The sequence below is a fragment of the Flammeovirga yaeyamensis genome, from assembly GCF_018736045.1.
GTDB lineage: Bacteria > Bacteroidota > Bacteroidia > Cytophagales > Flammeovirgaceae > Flammeovirga > Flammeovirga yaeyamensis.
Genome location: NZ_CP076133.1, coordinates 1,405,293 through 1,422,333, shown reverse-complemented (window position 1 = coordinate 1,422,333; position 17,041 = coordinate 1,405,293). Strand labels below are relative to the sequence as shown.

Genomic DNA, 17,041 nt, shown 5'->3' with positions numbered 1-17,041 from the left:
TTGTTTGATTAAGGTGGATCAGATTTATGAATAAATGACCTTGTAACTAATTAACAGTCATTTTAATAATTAGGTTCATTTTCTTTAAGATATTGACAAAATTATACCTTGTAAGATTACTGATCATCCTCGATAATATATCTTTCAATACATAAATAATTGCTCTTTTTGGTACTATTCAAGGTTATTTAAGTGATTATTAGAAGTAAATATGTTTTATATTGTTACGTTTTAGCTTATTTCTTACATAAGTAAATTTTGAGAACCATTTGAGCTTCTAAAAATTCGTTTATAAATATTAAAGAATAGTTAAGGTTAATCTCAACTTTTACTAGTTGGATATTTTTTTATAATATTGTTTAACTTTAAATTAAACTAAACTAAATCAACTAGACTATGAAACACCTATTTATCATCGCATTCATGTTTACTTCTTATTTTGTTTCTGCACAAGGATTAAATATCAGAGCAGTAAAGGCTGAACAGAACAAGGAAACAAAAAAGACAGAAAAGAAGCAGAAGAAATCTAAAAAAGTAAAAACCGATAAGGAAGAGAAAAATCCTGCGGTACGTTTTGAAGATTTGTATTAATATAATTATTCAGCATAAACAAATGCCTCAATATCATAAGTTTGAATATTGAGGCATTTTTATTTGTCCATCAGACTTAAAGTTCTTTTACCACCTATTGCAAAGTTCTTTGGTTAGATATCAGAAAGATTAATTCGAAAACAGATCCTTTAATTATACAAGAATTACAAAAGATTTTACAACATATACCCTATTGTTTTGAATTACCTTTGTATCATCAATAAAAATAAAATTATTATACAATGAGTAATCAGAAATTGACCATCGTAGCAAGAATACTAGCTAAAGAAGAATTTAGAGATGATGTAAAAGCAGAATTGCTTAAATTAATTGATGTGACCCGTGCTGAAGAAGGTTGCATCAACTATGATCTTCATCAGGATAATGAGAATCCTAATCAATTTTTATTTTTCGAGAATTGGGAGAATAGAGATTTATGGCAAGTGCATATGAACAATCCTCATTTAGCTGAATATCTGAAAGCTACAGATGGGAAGGTTGAAGAGTTTATTGTAAATGAAATGACTCATATTGCATAGAACAGATAAAGTCAATTCAAAAAAGGTATCAAAAAGCCAGTAATTTATTCATGGCTTTTTGATACCTTTTTTTCTTATTTATATTTTACTTTTTCGATATATAACGCTTCCACTTGCTCTCTAGCCCAAGGTGTTTTTCTCAAAAACTTTAAACTAGATTTTACAGAAGGGTTACTATTAAAACAGTTTATTCTGATCCTTTGTCCTAATTCTTCCCAACCATAATAATCAACAAGGAACTCTACAATTTCTTGCAATTTCACTCCATGTAAAGGATCTTTTTCTCCGTTCATTTTAATCTTTCTTTAAGTCTACATTTAAATTGTCAAAACTGACAATGTCAATAATTTCTGTCGCATTCTCATCAAATTTCACCATCACACTGTCACCTTTCTGTGTAATTGGCAATTCTCCAGAAACTAAAGACGAACCTACGAATAATTTATGAGGATGCCCCTCTAACATCATATAATAATTGGTATTACCGTTTCTAATATCGTTGGAAATACGTTCAACCAAGGCATTTATAGTTTGTGCTTCATTAAATGAACCCGTACTGATAGAATTTCCTTTACTATTCAGACTATTTTTATACGCTCTTAATGCTTCTTTGATATTGTTCCCTACGCCAACAATCGTATAATCTTCTACCGAGACCATAGCAATCATTTTTATTAGACCTGCATTGTCTTTTAAGGACATCACATAAGTTGGAATTCCTGTAATGTTGTAAGTAATTGGGAAAGAAGCTACATATCTTTTTTCTTGTACTTTACCCATAGCAGATAACCTTGCCGCTTGTTCTGTCGCACCCACTTGTTTGTACCATACCGTCTCTTTTGTTCTAGTATCGACCAATACAAAACCTACTGTTCCTTCGTCGCTACCTACAGAAGTTAAACCTGTGTACCAATAAGAGCGATCGTCCGATCCATACACTAAAGAAATTCCTCTAGTAGTTGTCAACTTATTTTCATTTGAAAAGTTGAAATATCCATGAACGAATTCACCCCAATCATCCAATTGTTTGGTGATAAATTTCTCTGGCTGAATTCTATCAATCCATTTTGGGGCATCGGTAATACCATATTCTTTGATATCACCCGTCTCAACATCTACGACAATAACACCTGTGGCATCTTCTCCTGCAAAACCTATGCTTCTATCAAATAAAGTGATGATCCAATAGGGTTTTCCCTCATCATCAATTTCGAAAGAATAGTCCGTGTAACCTTTGGTCATGTATCCATTAAAATAGATATGACGACTCAAATCAGAATTAAAAAATGCTCCCGGCTGATATTTAATTCTTACGGGTTTTCCGTTGACATCTTGTACCAATCGGACATCTCTTTCGTTGGATGCCGATACCATTACATAACCTGGCGTTCCTTCTTTATTATTGTTCCATTTAAAAAATCCAGAGTGCAATAAAGGGGCTACCCAAAACAGTTCACCTTTCACATTCTGAATACTGAATTCACCTAAAAAGGCTTGAGAACCCAAAGAAGGAATCGATCCCAATACTTTATCACCTAATCGGTTGGCAGTAAGCTGATCGACAATTCTAATTTCTTCTGTAGATATTGGAGCAACTTGTTCCGTAAAATCGTCACCCATTTTGACTTCACCAATTAAATCTCTGTAAGCACCACTTCTTAATACTGCTGTTGAAGTAATTAATGGTAATACGAAAGTGTAAAGCAATAATAGTAATACGGCTACGCTTCCTGCTATATTAAATTTTGATATTTGTTTGTTGGCCAGTTTATTTCTTGAAAAACCTGATTCAAAGATCATCAATACAATTATTATACACGTTAAGCCCATCGACCATGCATTAAAGCCATAGGCAATAGTGGGGTGCATAAAGTATAAAATGATAAAGGTAAGTAAGATTGTTGTTCCGCCTAAAAGAGTTATTTTTTTCATTTTGAATTTCGTTACACCTGAATCCATTCATCAGGATTTGATAGATAATGAAAGATACGACAATATTATTACAGCTAATAATGGTTGACTATATTTGCCAAAAAATAACTTATGGATCAGATCAATCAATATATATTATCTACTGTAGAAGCAGATCAAGTGATAAAAACGGAGGAAATCCAATCTCTTTGGAGCGGTTACGGTAGTATCAAAAGATATTATTTAGAGGGAAGTACCCTATCTAAAGTCATTGTTAAACACGTTCAGTTATCTAAAGTAAAACATCACCCTAGGGGTTGGAATACCGATTTATCGCATCAACGGAAGGTGAAATCGTATGAGGTGGAAACCAATTTCTACGAAAATTATGCACAGCTTACAGATAATGAATGTCGCTTACCCCAATGCATTGGAGTCGGTCATTTTGGAGAAGATGTGGTGATCATTATGGAAGACTTGGACGAAAGTGGTTTCCCAGCTCGTTTAGGAAGTATTTCTTTTAATGAAATGAAAGGCTGTATCCGTTGGTTGGCTTATTTCCATGCGAGATATTTAAATCATTCATCAGAGGGTCTGTGGGATATCGGCACCTATTGGCACCTTGATACCCGACCGGATGAACTGCAAGTAATGGACGACAAAGCTTTGAAAAATGCAGCATCAAAAATCGATCAAAAGCTAAATAATGCCAAGTACAAAACGCTTGTTCATGGAGATGCAAAGGTCGCCAATTTCTGTTTCTCAAACGATCACAATAAAGTAGCTGCTGTTGACTTCCAATACATTGGAGGTGGTGTTGGGATGAAAGATTTGGCCTATTTTGTGGGAAGCTGCTTGTACGAAGAAGATTGTGAAAACTATGAGTCAGACATCCTCAACTATTACTTCTCAGAATTTGAAAATGCTATCTGTCATTATCAAATAGAAGTAGATTTTGATGAGTTAAAGAAAGAATGGACAGAATTATATCCTGTTGCTTGGAGCGATTTCCATCGTTTCTTAAAAGGATGGAGTCCTGGACATTGGAAGATCAATAGTTATAGTGAGAGAATCGCCCGTCAGGTAGTTGCAAGTCTAAAGTAAAGTTTATGATTTCTATCGATTTACATCAAATAGCCAAAAAAGCGAAAGAAGCTGCTTTGAAAGCTGGGGAAATAGTTATGCATTATTTCCAAAAGGATCTTGAGGTCATGAAGAAACAAGGGGTAGAAAATCCAGCTTTCGAAGCTTTTACTATTGCCGATCGAAAATCTCAAGACGCTATTCTAGATCACCTTCAACCTTGTACAGAAAAATATGATTTTGGTATTTTAGCTGAAGAAGATTTAGATGATCAGTCACGTTTTAAAAAAGACTATTTCTGGTGTATTGATCCTTTAGATGGTACCCTGCCATTTACAGAAAAGAAAGAGGGATTTTCGGTAAGTATTGCTTTGGTGACAAAAGAGGGAGAAACTGTTATAGGTGTTATTTATAATCCGATCAATAAAGAGCTCTATCATGCCATAAAAGGTCATGGTGCTTATAAAAACAACAAAGTATTTGATGTTCAACCGAACAACTTTAATACATTGGTTTATGATCGAAGTTTCTTAAAAACCACCTATTATGACCAAGTGTTAAGTTTACTTCAACCTGAGAAAGAATATAAGTTTGGAGGAGCTTGTATGAATGCTATTTGGGTGTTAGAAAACGCTCCGGCACTTTATATAAAGCCCCCTAAAAAGAAATTAGGAAATGGAAGCATATGGGATTATGCCTCCACTTCCTTATTGTTTTCTGAATTGGGATATCAAGCTTCTTCCTTTAATGGATTGGCACTCCCTTTAAATCAGAAAAATACATTTATGAACGAATGTGGAATTCTCTATTCTACATTACCAAATACCAAAGAAATTGTGGATGGTATAGAGCTGTAAAAACCTATATACCATCAAACGTTTCAATAGGTATTTGCACATTGAAAGAATGTAAAACACCATTTTCGTCTTCAACATCTGCCGCACAGGCCAATACTTTTGGCTTTCCATCTTCTAAGTACAATTGTGGTCTTTCTAAATGTGCTACTTTCTGTGTTGCTCCATTATCCCATTTTATTTCTAAAGAACTCACCAATGGATTTTTAGAAAGCTGCCAATCAATTCCATCTTTAGAATTAAAAAGTACCAATGATCTGCCATGTTTAGTAAACGCTCCATGCATGTCTTTAACAATGGCAAAATAATGATCGTCTTGATACCAGATAAAAGGATCCTCAGCTGGAAAATCATGATTCTTTGCTTGGAAAATTGGGTTAGGATGTTTTGTAAACGGGCCCAACGGACTATCTGATGTCGCCACACAATGCACAACAGGTCCACCCCAAATTCCTTTTCTTTGCTTCCCAACTGCCTTATACACCATCAAGAATTTCCCATTTTTATCCTGAGTGATACTTGGATTGCTAACCATTAAAGCATCCATGGCATTTTCGTTTGGACTCACATCAATTAACGGAACATCTAAACGTTCCCATGGTCCATTCGGATGATCGGCTACCGCCACACCAATTCTTTGATTATTACGGTGAATAGGATTTAACTTGATTTTTCCTGGTGTTCCCATCACTTGCCCATCACCTGTATTCCCCATGTAATACAAATAATATTTTCCATTGAACTGATGAACCGTCGGATTATGTGTACAAAGTCCATCCCAATACTCTTCACTTCTTACAGGTAAAGTCACATCTTTAAATGTAAAAGGCCCTTGAGGTGAAGTGGCAATAGCATGTGCTATTTCTGAATGTGTGACCCATGCCCAACCTAAATCTTTTTTCCATCTTGAATAAAAAAGGTGATAAATACCTTCATTATCTTTTACGATAGAGCCACCCCAATGACTCCATTCTTTATCTTCGAACTTTGAATTTACCGATGCTTCTCCTAGTTTTAAACTATATTCTCCGGGTTCTTTTTTCTTTTTCAATTGTGTAAAAACAATAAAGAATAAAGAAGCCAAGACCATCTTTAAAGCCAATTTTGATATGTGATGCATAACTAAGAACGTTTGATTGAAGGTTGTTTCATCAGTTTCTTTAATTCATCTAAATGCTCTTGATAAACACCTCTAGGAGTTGATTTCTCTTTGACACAAATGGAAGCTGCTAAACCTACAATCTCGCCCATCATCCCACAAGTTTTCATCACTCTTACAGGTCCTAAACCGTCTCTACTGACACTAATATTACGACCGGCCATGAATAAATTCTCAATATTCTTACTGTACAAGGTTCTATATGGAGCCCAATAAGGGCCTTTATAATCATATCCTTTCCCTGTTGTAGCAAAAGAAATAAACTCCTCTCCTTTTAAACCTTCATCAAATTCTTTGTGGGCACTGTGAATGTCAATTCCCCAAGAACAAGGGAAGGCCCCGTCTTCAAATTCAACATTATCTCTAAAATTATCAGCCGTCAGTTTAACATCACCCATTAAACGTCTAGATTCTCTTTTACCTGAAATATAAGCTGACCAACCCAAACGATGATTTGGATACAGTTTGTCGACATTCTTTAGAGCATCCCAAGCACCGTACATGGCTCTAAAATTTAGATCTCTAATTTTTTCGACATCTGTAATTGGATCTTTATCAAAACCGCTTTCCCAGAACCAACCACCTAAATTTCCTAAAGGATCTTTCATTCCCCATTGTCCTTTAAAAGATGCACGCCCAGGAAACGGTTTATCCGTTAGATCAATTGCCCAAGGACATCGAGGGAAAGGTTGTTCTACTTTACCAATTTCACAAGAAATGGTTAAAGCCGCTTTGTCCTTGCACTCGCATTTCAGCACTTCCTCTTTATTGGCTGCATCAAGTACACTCCACATATTGGATGATCCCATAAAAGTGGATGCCGAGATTTCATAATCAGCTCCTGCTAAATAACCAACAGTAGCATCACCTGTACAATCTGCAAATAGTTTACCTTTAATTTTTTGTTGAACGCCAGAACGTGTGTGTTGTGTTATGACCGCCGTAATTTTTGATTTCTTATACTCTACATCTATGACTCTTTCTTCTATAAATAAAGTGATGTTTTCTTCTTTATTGACAACATCAGTTTTTCTTTGGTCGAAATAATTTTCTCCCATGCGGGCATTTCTTGTTCCGTATCTCCCTCTATCCAAAGGATCAGGTGATATTTCTTCGACTATTTCTCCCACATGAGGATAAGGTTTTTGCAAGGTATGTCCTTCTGGCCAAACTCTTACTTCGGAACTACCATTACCTCCCAATACTGGTCGATCTTGAATTAAGGCCACTTTTAAACCTTTTCGAGCAGCAGAGATCGCGGCACTTGTTCCTGCAAAACCTCCTCCTGAAACCACTAAATCGAAGTCGCCTCCATTTACAGGTTTATCTGGAAAACCTAAAAGTTTTCTTCGAAATTTGGTCAGTGCCTTTACATCGTCAACAGGTTTGAAATCGTGATCTTTACAAAACAAAATCGAATCGCATCTTCCTTCAAAACCAGTTAAGTCGTGAAGCTTAAGAGTTGTATTTTTTTCTACATCTACAATACCTCCATCATGCCAATGCCATTCTGCACCTTTAGTACCGAAAGTTTCTGCCACTGCTTTGTTATTGATGATAAGCTGAAATTTCCCAGGTGCACCGGGAACATTCCAAGGGGCCACCCAATCTCTTGTCCTTACCCAAACTCTGTATTTGCCTTTATCTGGAAAGTTAACTTTTGTGGTGGCATCTTTTACTGCTTGCCCTAATCCATGTGCCAAAAGGTAAGGCGATCCCATTTGATCCATAGATTGTTGGTCTACATCCCAACCTCCAAGGTCATCGAACTGTTCTGCTTCAACAAAAAGGAATTCTCCTGATATTTTCTTAAGGTCTCTAGAGTTAGCTAGAAGTTCATTGGTAGCTAATAATAGTAGTGCGGCTTTACTGCCGACATTTAAAAATTTTCGTCTGTTCATTATAATTCATTCATTTTATGAATGCATTATATATAAATCTATGCTCTGTTATAGGTAATAATTTATGGATTTGAGAGGGTTAGATTTTACAACAGACTTAAGTTAATAGGGTTAGAAATACACAACCCCTATTATAAAGAATTTATCATAGGAAAGTAAATTTCTCCAAATCAGATTTTGTCATGGGACCTGCATGTCTTTTTACTTCAGAGCCATTTTGAATTAGAACGAATTGTGGTAAACCCCGGATATTATACTTTTTGACTATATCACCGTTGAAGTCAGCGTTAACTTTCCCAACAAGTATTCCTTCTGATTCATCTGAAAATTCTTGAATTGTACTATCCATCATCACACACGGACCACACCACTCTGCCCAAAAATCAAGAATCACTGTTGGGTGATCAGAAAGCACTTGATCAATATTTTGCTTATCAATTTTTATCAGCTTATCAGTTACTGCCTTTTTAAAAAGCATATTGTACAATAATCTAAAGGGCATGGTTAAACCTGCATAAAGAGTAGATCCCATAAAGATGATTAGGGCTAAAATAAAGTGGAAAAAATTCGAAAGATTTTTTTCATTTTCGAAGTTTTGTTCTGCTTTATTTTGATAGTCGATAAGCTGTTCGAAGAAGTTCATTTGAAGATAGAAAATCAGTTATTTTTTGGTTTGTTTATACTAAAGGAAAGCTATCAAATGTTTATCTGAAATTTGATGTTTTCCCTTGATGAAGTAGCAAATATAAAGCATTAATAATCATTTGGCAGTATTAACACCATAATTGCATTTTTGATAACGAAGATCACCATATGTTAGTGACTTCATTACGAATTAATTAGAAACATCACTATTTAAGCATTGAATAATGATATCCAAAGAAACAATAACAATCTACAAAATGTCTTTTGATAGTTGGCAATTTGACTTTACATTTGATCAACGAAAAATTATAACTAAATACAATCTACCCAAGCTATGGATGTAGAAATACTATCAAGAATACAGTTCGCCTTTACTGTATCGTTTCATTACATCTACCCTCCGTTAAGTATAGGCATTGGCCTTATGCTTGTTATTTCGGAAGGTATGTTTCTAAAAACAGGCATTAAAGATTACGAAGTTCTCACACGTTTCTGGACCAAAATTTTTGCCCTCACCTTTGGTATTGGTGTGGCTACCGGAATTGTGATGGAATTTGAATTTGGCACCAACTGGGCTACTTACTCTAGGTACGTTGGTGACATATTTGGTTCGGCGTTAGCCGCTGAAGGTATATTTGCCTTTGCCTTAGAGAGTAGTTTCCTAGGTATCTTATTATTTGGTTGGAATAAAGTAAGTCCAAGAGTCCATTTTATTTCCACTTTAGGTGTCTTCTTAGGTTCTATGTTTTCTGCCATATGGATTGTGGTGGCAAACAGTTGGCAACAAACGCCAGCAGGCTATCATATTGTGGGTGAAGGATTAGAAGCAAGAGCCGAAATAACTGATTTCTGGGAAATGGTCTTTAACCCTTCAAGTGTAGAAAGAATTTTACATGTTTGGGTAGGTGCCTTTTTAGCTGGTGCATTTTTATTTATTAGTGTCCATGCTTACTACTTAGTAAGGGATCGACATCAAGAAGTCTCTAAATTGGGAATTAAAATGGGGTTGATTGCAGCCACTATATTTTCTTTTGTACAGTTATTCTTAGGCCATTTATCAGCTGATGGAGTAGCTAAAAATCAACCTGCAAAATTAGCAGCATTCGAAGGTCATTATCATACAGAAAACCCAGCAGATCTTTATTTATTTGGATGGGTGGATCAACAAAGTAAGGAAGTCTACGGAATTAAAGTTCCTGGAGGATTATCTTTTCTATTGCATCAAAATTTTGATACTAAAGTAAAGGGATTAGATGCCTTTGATGAAAATAATCAACCCACACAAGTCAATGCCATTTTTCAATTTTACCATCTGATGGTCGGAATTGGAATGCTATTGATTGGGTTATCTGTTATCGGTTCATTTTTACTTTGGAGGAAACAACTATTTGATAAAAAATGGTTGCTATGGATTTTTGTTTTTGCTGTTATCCTTCCTCAGTTGGCCAATCAATTTGGATGGTTTGCAGCAGAAATGGGACGTCAGCCTTGGGTAGTTTACGGTTTATTGAGAACATCAGATGCATTATCAAAAGCTGTAAGAGCCGAGCAAGTATTGTTCTCCTTAATCATGTTCACATTTATCTATTCTTTACTGTTTGCCTTGTTTATTTATTTATTAAATAAAAAGATCAAACATGGACCAAACGATATGGAATTAATCGACCATAGAACGCATCAAAAAGATATTAATAACTTCTACTCAAAAGATTAATCATGGAAACATTTTTAGGTTTAGATTATCCTACGTTATGGTATCTTGTTGTAGGAGCATTATTTTCAGGTTATGGTATCTTAGATGGTTTCGACTTAGGAGCTGGAGCCATGCACTTGTTTATTAAAAGTGATAAGAACAGACGAATAGCATTGAATGCAGTAGGACCTGTATGGGATGGTAACGAAGTTTGGTTAGTCATCGGTGGAGGTACTTTATTTGCTGGATTCCCCGTATTCTATGCCACACTTTTCTCGGCAATGTATATTCCGTTTATGCTCTTTATTTGGTTCATTATTTTAAGAGCCATTTCTATTGAATTTAGAAGTAAAGAAGAAATGAAGTGGTGGAGAAGTATGTGGGATGTTGCCTACACTATTTCCAGTGCCATGATCGCTTTTTTACTTGGAGTGGTTTTAGGAAATATACTTCAAGGAATTCCATTGGATGAAAACTACGAAGCTATAGATCCCAACTTAATGATGTTCCTTAACCCATATTCCATTATTGTTGGGTTAACCACATTAGCCATGATGATGATGCATGGAGCCATTTATTTGACGTTAAAAACCGAAGGGAAGTTATTCGATCATGTGGTGTACATGCTGGAAAAATGTATGATTGGATTTATCATCATGTATATCATTATGAGTTTGTTTACGTTGATCTTCCTTCCTCATTTAGCAGAAAGATTTAAAGAATATCCAGAATTGTTCGTCCTTCCTGTAATGGCCGTTTTAAGTATCGCAAACATTCCGAGATTAGCTAAAAAGAAAAAATACTTGCAAGCGTTTGTATTCTCATCGCTTACATTTAGTCTTCTTTTGATAATGGTGGCCATTCAATTATATCCGGCATTATTAATTGCAACAAACGATCCCGCAAATAGTATTACAATATACAATGCAGCAGCTTCTGAAAAAGGTTTAGAATTGATGCTGACCATTGCCGCTATTGGTACTCCTTTAGTACTTACCTATACTTTTATAGTCTATAAGGTATTCTGGGGTAAAGTAAAATTGGATGAACATTCCTATTAATAGCTAATGTTGTCTCATAAATTATCGTTGATCATCAAATTGTAATAGGTTTGAAGATATGATGTTTATGAGACAACTTTTTTATTATACATTATTTCATATTTATAAAAGAATAAATTTTTTCATCAAAATCAAAAATCTTTAACTCTTGTTCAAAATCGATGGATTGATGTTTTTCCCATTGGTTTACTATATACTTAATAGCAATCTCTAACCTATTTGGACTAACAGATGATACATAATATCCTGTTTGCCATTGAAAATGATTAATACCTAATTCTTCATTGATTCTTCTAGAAGAGATCCCTTTCAAAAGTTTTACTAGTGAAGACAAACTTTGATTGGGCTTTACCTTTATGAGAGCATGAACATGATTTTTATAACCGTTTACAAAATGTAAATCAATTTTCTTTTCATGTGCAATTTTAAAGAATAGTGGATTTAGATAATTCGTCCAAAATGGTAATGAAAAATAGTTCTCAGAGTTTTTAGTGTTCCAAACTACATGAGTCCAGATTTGATGATTTGTTCTTGACATAGTTAGTGTTGAATCGTTTAATATATATTCTAAGATAGAGTAACAAATTATTGAATACAAATATTTTTTATTCAATAGGGTGAAACCCTTCAATAGATCGTAACTCAATAAACTGAAATCCTATCGTTAGTAACCCGATAGATCCTAACCTGTAATTCGATAGATAATAGATAGCCCGTAGTAGACTAATAGCTCGTAACTCGATACCCTGTAACCAGTAGCTCGTAACCCAATGGGTTGAAACCCATCGTTAAGTATACAAGTCGAATGTAGAACTTAAATAAAGATAGCTCTCCAACTAAGATACTCCTTGGTCGAAATACTAACAGATTGATTTAAATCCATCTGTTGAAACCATCGAAGACATAATTTCATAAATGAATACTATCTGATAATATAAAGCTCGGACATATACTTTACTCAACGAGGGGTTTCAACCCCTCGAACCACACACCCACAATACTCCACCTCCAAATAATTATTAAGTTTTTTTAATTTTAACATTTATGCGAATTCAAAATATGTTTTGTAGATTTCAATTTCAATTCAAGTCAAATTAATAAACTTCCAAAATGAAAAGAATCTTTTCACTATTCTCTATGCTATTGATTAGCATTGCCTCTTTCGCACAAGGTGTTGAATTTTTTGAAGGCACATTCGCTGAAGCCAAAGCTGAAGCAAAAAAACAAAACAAGTACATCTTCTTAGATGCTTATACAACATGGTGTGGACCATGTAAAATGCTAAAAAAGAAAGTCTTTCCAGAAAAAATCGTAGGTGATGTGATGAATGAACACTTCATCAACATTGCGATTGACATGGAAAAAGGTGAAGGCATTGAATTGGCAAAAACATACCAAGTAAAAGCTTATCCTACTTTGTTATTTTTTGATGCTGACGGAAATGAAATCGATCGTTTAGTAGGTGCTTTACCGGCTGAAGAGTTTGTTGAAGCTATTAAAGAAACCCTCAAGCCAGAAAATCAATTAGTGACTTTAAAAGCGAATGTTTATGATGTTAAAACACCTTCTAAGGAGGATTTATCAAAATATCTAAACAAGGTTTATGGTGCTTATAAGACAGATGATGTAATGTTAGGTAAATTCCTTGCTTTAGTTACTGATGGGGACTTAAAAGTAAAAGAAAATACTGATCTTTTAATTAAAGCATCTTACGTATCTGGTATAGAGAGTGGGTTATTACCTTATTTCGATAAAATTGATGCTGAAGAAAAGGCTATTGAAGGGGCTAAAAATAATCTAGCATACAATACTCTAAGAAATGCTGTAAGAGCAAACGTTTCTGAAGAAGAGTTTAATACAAAAGTTGAATTAGTGAAAAAAGAAATTCCTGAATCAACTTCAATTATTGCTCAATCTGAAGCTCAATTCTACATGAAGAAAAAGGATTATGCTAAAGCGAATATGGCAGTAGATCAATTAGCGGCTAGCATGTCAGATGAGAAAAGAGTTAGTTCTGTTTTAAATTCTTTTGCTTGGAAATATTATGAAGCTAATGTTGAAGCTAAGCATATGAAAAAAGCGTTAACTTGGATCAATAGATCAGTAATGATTGATGCTAACTATGCAAATGTTGATACACAAGCACATGTTTATAAAGCACTTGGTAAAACTGAAAAAGCTATAGAGGCTGCTCAGAAATCAATTGAACTTGGTAAAGCTGCTGGTCAAGATGTTTCTAGCACTGAAGAGTTATTGAAAGAGTTATCGAAAAATAACTAAGGGTATAAAGTTTAAAATCTATAAAAAACCACTTTCTCTGAATGAGAAAGTGGTTTTTTTATTAGTGAGTCTGTATGGTAAAATCACATCAAAGCTATATCATAAAATTATCTAGCTTTAAACCCTCTACCTCCTCTTTTCTGCTGATTATTTTTTTGTTGAATTCTCTGCTGAACCATCAAAGAACTTTTCGAAAGTTTCACTTTATGTCCACTGCTTGATTTGACAACAGCAGGAGAACAAGAGAAAAATAAAGTAATCACTGCTGAAACAGCTACTACTTTTACAGTTTTATTTATAAGGTTTTTCATTTTGTTTGTAGTCTAAATTGAGAAAATTTATTCTCTATTACTTCACATCAAATTTTCTGATTTCAAACTCACCACCCTTCTGTGTAGAGTCACCACTTCTCCAAATGAAATTACCTGTATCCCCAAATGACCATTCAAAATAGTCATCACGAACAATCCAATCTCCATACTTTTGAAGCATCTCCTCTGTACTTACTGGGTTTGCTTCTCCGATACTCCACTTTCCTTTGTAAGTCGTTTTCCCCCCAACATGATAAGAGATACGCTTATCTTCTCCATCTTTAGTCAGATATACATTGACAAAAGATTTACCATGACTTGATGTAGCATCAATTTCCATGGTGTATTCTGATAGCTTCTTTTGTGTATCAATCTTTTTCCAAGCTGATATTGTTTCATTCGATTTAATAATACCTACAACAACACCATCTTTCGCCACCTTTAATGTATCATAGCCTTCAATTTGTTTCACTGGATGAACAGAAATTGGTGTTGATGGTCCAATTGGAATACCGGGAGTGATAATCACTGTATCTCTGACCACAACAGTGTCTCCTGGAATTACAATTACAGTTGTATCACCTGGTACAGGGACAAATTCTGTTTTAGGTTCAGGTGTTTTGTTATTACAAGCAACTACTATAATTGCTCCTACAATTAATAGGATTAATTTTTTCATATTTAACTATTCGCACTATTTAAAATTGTTTAATCAAAAACATAAGTGAATAGTAATAACTAAAACCCTATATAAATTATGTTTATTTATACAGAATTTACTAAACCATTCATAAATCATTCATAATAAGGAGCTTTAAAAATAATTTTCATTGATTAATCTTAAACATAAACATTTAATAAAATTTGTGTTTCTTTTTAATGCTATAATGTTTGATAATATGTAATATTACCAGTGAATTTTGATTTACGAAAACCCTTATTACAAACTTAAATGAGATTATATTTTACTATTTTATTAACGTTGCTGACACTAAATCTATTTAGTCAAACATTTACCAACCCTATCATTCAAGGCGGTTATCCCGATCCTTCTATTACCTACGATGGCGAATACTATTATATCGTCAATTCCTCTTTTGAATACTTCCCCGGATTACCTATTCATAAAAGTAAAGATTTGGTCAATTGGGAATGGGCAGGATATGGATTGCATAGAATTGACCAATGTAATGGAGCAATGAACCTTGTCGATGTTCAACAGAATGGAGGAATTCACGCCCCTACTATTCGATATCATGAAGGCACATTTTATATTATTACTACCAATGTATATCTCCCAAAAGAAAAAGGAGCCGATGCACAATTAATTAATTTTATAATTACGGCAAAAGATGCGGCCGGACCATGGTCAGAACCACATATTATTGATGGTGCTCCAGGTATTGATCCGGATATTTTTTTCGATGATGATGGTACCGTTTGGTTCACAGGAACTCATTCACCTGATAATCCAACCTACGAAGGAGAAGGTGAAATATGGACCCAACAATTGGATATTGTCAATTGGAAGTTGAAAGGAGAAAGACATTATTTATATCGTGGTGCTTGTGGAGGTGTTTGGGTAGAAGGTCCACACGTCTATAAACACGACGGCAGATACTATTTGATGGTCGCCGAAGGTGGCACAAGTTACAATCATGCTATGATGATTGCTGTGAGTGACAAAATCACAGGACCATATGTATCTAACGAACGAAACCCCATTCTTACTACTAGAAACCTATCATACGATAATTGGGTAAATAGCACAGGTCATGCAGATATTATCCAACTAGAAGATGGTCGTTGGTACATGGTCGCATTGGGTATTCGTGGAGATGTTGACCGTGCAAGTAATATGGGTAGGGAAACATTCTTAACTCCGGTTTCTTGGGAAAGAGAGCCATTCTGGTGGAAAGATCCTAAATACGATTGGCCAGTGGTTTCCCCTGAAAATGGTAGGATAATGAAAGAAGAAAAACTTCCATTTGAAGAACAACCACAATTAAGAAACGATGCTTTTGTGGATCATTTCGATAGTGAAATTTTAAATCATGAATGGAACTTTAGAAGAGTCCCTTTAGATTTTTATTCCATTGATACTCGTAATAATCAATTAGTAATGAATGCGATAAATCAAAAAATTGGATTAAGAGAACAATATGCATTTATGGGGATTCGTCAGAAAGAAAGTTTATTTGATTTTGAAGCAAAAATGCAATTCAATCCTAAAAAAGAAAAAGAGCAAGCAGGCATCATGATCAATCAGAAAGACGATAATTATATCTCTATTTTAGTAGAGAAGAACGATGGTAATTTTGAAGTTTCAGTACGCTCAAAAGAAAAAAAGAAAGAAGAAGAAATAGTAGCAAAGAAAAGATTAAGTAACTATAAAGGAGATATCATATTCAAAGTAAAATCAACTCCAACAAAATATGAATATTACTATTCTATTGATGCTGGAAAAACCTATCAGTCAATTGGGGAGACGAAAAATGATATTTTACTAAGCTATGGTTGGAACAGTGGTTATACTGGTGCTTACCTAGGTGTTTATTGTACTTCGGTCTATCCAAAATCAAAGACCAAAGCATATTTTGATTGGGTGAAATACCAAGGATATCCACAATAAAAAAAGTACCTGTTTTAGAACAAGTACTTTGGGGTAAGGGTATAGAATCATAGATCGTCACACAGTAGTATTATTTTTCTCAACATTTCAAAAGTACAAAATTACTAAGATTCATCGCATCCCCCTTTTTAGGGATTTTTCGATAAAACATAAAAAAAAACTCGGTAAATACTTACCGAGTTTAGGGATACTTTACTGTCTAGCTGATAATGTAGCATTTGTCTGAAACTGCTTGATTAGTTTCACTTTTCTTGATTTACATCTTGAAGAGTCTTTTCCGTAAGCAATAAATAAACAACAAACTAGTAAAAGTAAATACAGTACAAAAACTTTAATACTCATAATGAATCGAGATTTTGTGTTAGTTGAAATCGTCACAAA

Annotated in this window: 16 protein-coding genes; 8 read left to right on the top strand and 8 right to left on the bottom strand. The window is 34.4% G+C overall.

From position 1 onward, the window contains the following. Positions 1–396: 396 nt before the first annotated feature. Together KMW28_RS25500 and KMW28_RS25495 are read left to right on the top strand one after the other, a co-directional pair. On the top strand, positions 397–591 hold the full coding sequence (locus tag KMW28_RS25500; protein ID WP_169663739.1) for a hypothetical protein: 195 nt from the start codon (positions 397–399) through the stop codon (positions 589–591). Positions 592–833: 242 nt separating this feature from the next. Further along, positions 834–1,130: a putative quinol monooxygenase gene (locus KMW28_RS25495; protein ID WP_169663738.1), complete on the top strand. Its 297-nt coding sequence runs from the start codon at positions 834–836 to the stop codon at positions 1,128–1,130. 74 nt (positions 1,131–1,204) lie between these two features. On the opposite strand, the gene KMW28_RS25490 is transcribed toward KMW28_RS25495, so the two are convergent. Next, on the bottom strand, positions 1,205–1,423 hold the full coding sequence (locus tag KMW28_RS25490) for a VF530 family protein (RefSeq protein ID WP_066214852.1): 219 nt from the start codon (positions 1,421–1,423) through the stop codon (positions 1,205–1,207). Between the two features lies 1 nt (position 1,424). Then, the gene (locus KMW28_RS25485; RefSeq protein ID WP_169663737.1) at positions 1,425–3,062 is read right to left on the bottom strand and encodes a hypothetical protein; all 1,638 of its coding nucleotides are present in this window, start codon (positions 3,060–3,062) and stop codon (positions 1,425–1,427) included. A gap of 111 nt (positions 3,063–3,173) precedes the next feature. Between KMW28_RS25485 and KMW28_RS25480 the strand changes: the two genes are divergently transcribed. Together KMW28_RS25480 and KMW28_RS25475 are read left to right on the top strand one after the other, a co-directional pair. Beyond that, positions 3,174–4,145: an oxidoreductase family protein gene (locus KMW28_RS25480; RefSeq protein WP_169663736.1), complete on the top strand. Its 972-nt coding sequence runs from the start codon at positions 3,174–3,176 to the stop codon at positions 4,143–4,145. Between the two features lie 5 nt (positions 4,146–4,150). Further along, positions 4,151–4,981: a 3'(2'),5'-bisphosphate nucleotidase CysQ family protein gene (locus KMW28_RS25475; RefSeq protein WP_169663735.1), complete on the top strand. Its 831-nt coding sequence runs from the start codon at positions 4,151–4,153 to the stop codon at positions 4,979–4,981. A 4-nt stretch (positions 4,982–4,985) separates the two neighbouring features. Here the strand turns inward: KMW28_RS25475 and KMW28_RS25470 are convergent, their stop codons facing one another. The 3 genes from KMW28_RS25470 to KMW28_RS25460 form a co-directional block, all read right to left on the bottom strand. Next, complete coding sequence (locus KMW28_RS25470; RefSeq protein ID WP_169663734.1) at positions 4,986–6,098, bottom strand: glycoside hydrolase family protein; 1,113 nt, start codon at positions 6,096–6,098, stop codon at positions 4,986–4,988. Between the two features lie 2 nt (positions 6,099–6,100). Then, entirely contained in the window at positions 6,101–8,038 is a 1,938-nt protein-coding gene (locus KMW28_RS25465) for an FAD-dependent oxidoreductase (protein ID WP_169663733.1), read from the bottom strand. Between the two features lie 145 nt (positions 8,039–8,183). Then, on the bottom strand, positions 8,184–8,681 hold the full coding sequence (locus KMW28_RS25460; protein ID WP_169663732.1) for a thioredoxin family protein: 498 nt from the start codon (positions 8,679–8,681) through the stop codon (positions 8,184–8,186). Between the two features lie 336 nt (positions 8,682–9,017). Here KMW28_RS25460 and KMW28_RS25455 point away from each other — a divergent pair, with 336 nt between their 5' ends. Together KMW28_RS25455 and cydB are read left to right on the top strand one after the other, a co-directional pair. Then, entirely contained in the window at positions 9,018–10,397 is a 1,380-nt protein-coding gene (locus KMW28_RS25455; protein ID WP_169663731.1) for a cytochrome ubiquinol oxidase subunit I, read from the top strand. Between the two features lie 2 nt (positions 10,398–10,399). After that, positions 10,400–11,437: a cytochrome d ubiquinol oxidase subunit II gene (gene cydB, locus KMW28_RS25450; RefSeq protein WP_169663730.1), complete on the top strand. Its 1,038-nt coding sequence runs from the start codon at positions 10,400–10,402 to the stop codon at positions 11,435–11,437. Positions 11,438–11,528: 91 nt separating this feature from the next. On the opposite strand, the gene tnpA is transcribed toward cydB, so the two are convergent. Beyond that, a complete protein-coding gene (tnpA, locus tag KMW28_RS25445; RefSeq protein ID WP_169663729.1) occupies positions 11,529–11,975 on the bottom strand; it encodes an IS200/IS605 family transposase in 447 nt (148 codons plus the stop codon). A gap of 572 nt (positions 11,976–12,547) precedes the next feature. On the opposite strand from tnpA, the gene KMW28_RS25440 reads away from it, so the two are divergent. Continuing rightward, complete coding sequence (locus KMW28_RS25440; protein ID WP_169663728.1) at positions 12,548–13,717, top strand: thioredoxin family protein; 1,170 nt, start codon at positions 12,548–12,550, stop codon at positions 13,715–13,717. 107 nt (positions 13,718–13,824) lie between these two features. Here the strand turns inward: KMW28_RS25440 and KMW28_RS25435 are convergent, their stop codons facing one another. Together KMW28_RS25435 and KMW28_RS25430 are read right to left on the bottom strand one after the other, a co-directional pair. Next, on the bottom strand, positions 13,825–14,028 hold the full coding sequence (locus tag KMW28_RS25435; RefSeq protein WP_169663727.1) for a hypothetical protein: 204 nt from the start codon (positions 14,026–14,028) through the stop codon (positions 13,825–13,827). Between the two features lie 37 nt (positions 14,029–14,065). Continuing rightward, on the bottom strand, positions 14,066–14,707 hold the full coding sequence (locus tag KMW28_RS25430; protein ID WP_169663726.1) for a hypothetical protein: 642 nt from the start codon (positions 14,705–14,707) through the stop codon (positions 14,066–14,068). A gap of 273 nt (positions 14,708–14,980) precedes the next feature. Here KMW28_RS25430 and KMW28_RS25425 point away from each other — a divergent pair, with 273 nt between their 5' ends. Beyond that, positions 14,981–16,660: a glycoside hydrolase family 43 protein gene (locus KMW28_RS25425; RefSeq protein ID WP_169663725.1), complete on the top strand. Its 1,680-nt coding sequence runs from the start codon at positions 14,981–14,983 to the stop codon at positions 16,658–16,660. Positions 16,661–17,041: the final 381 nt, after the last annotated feature.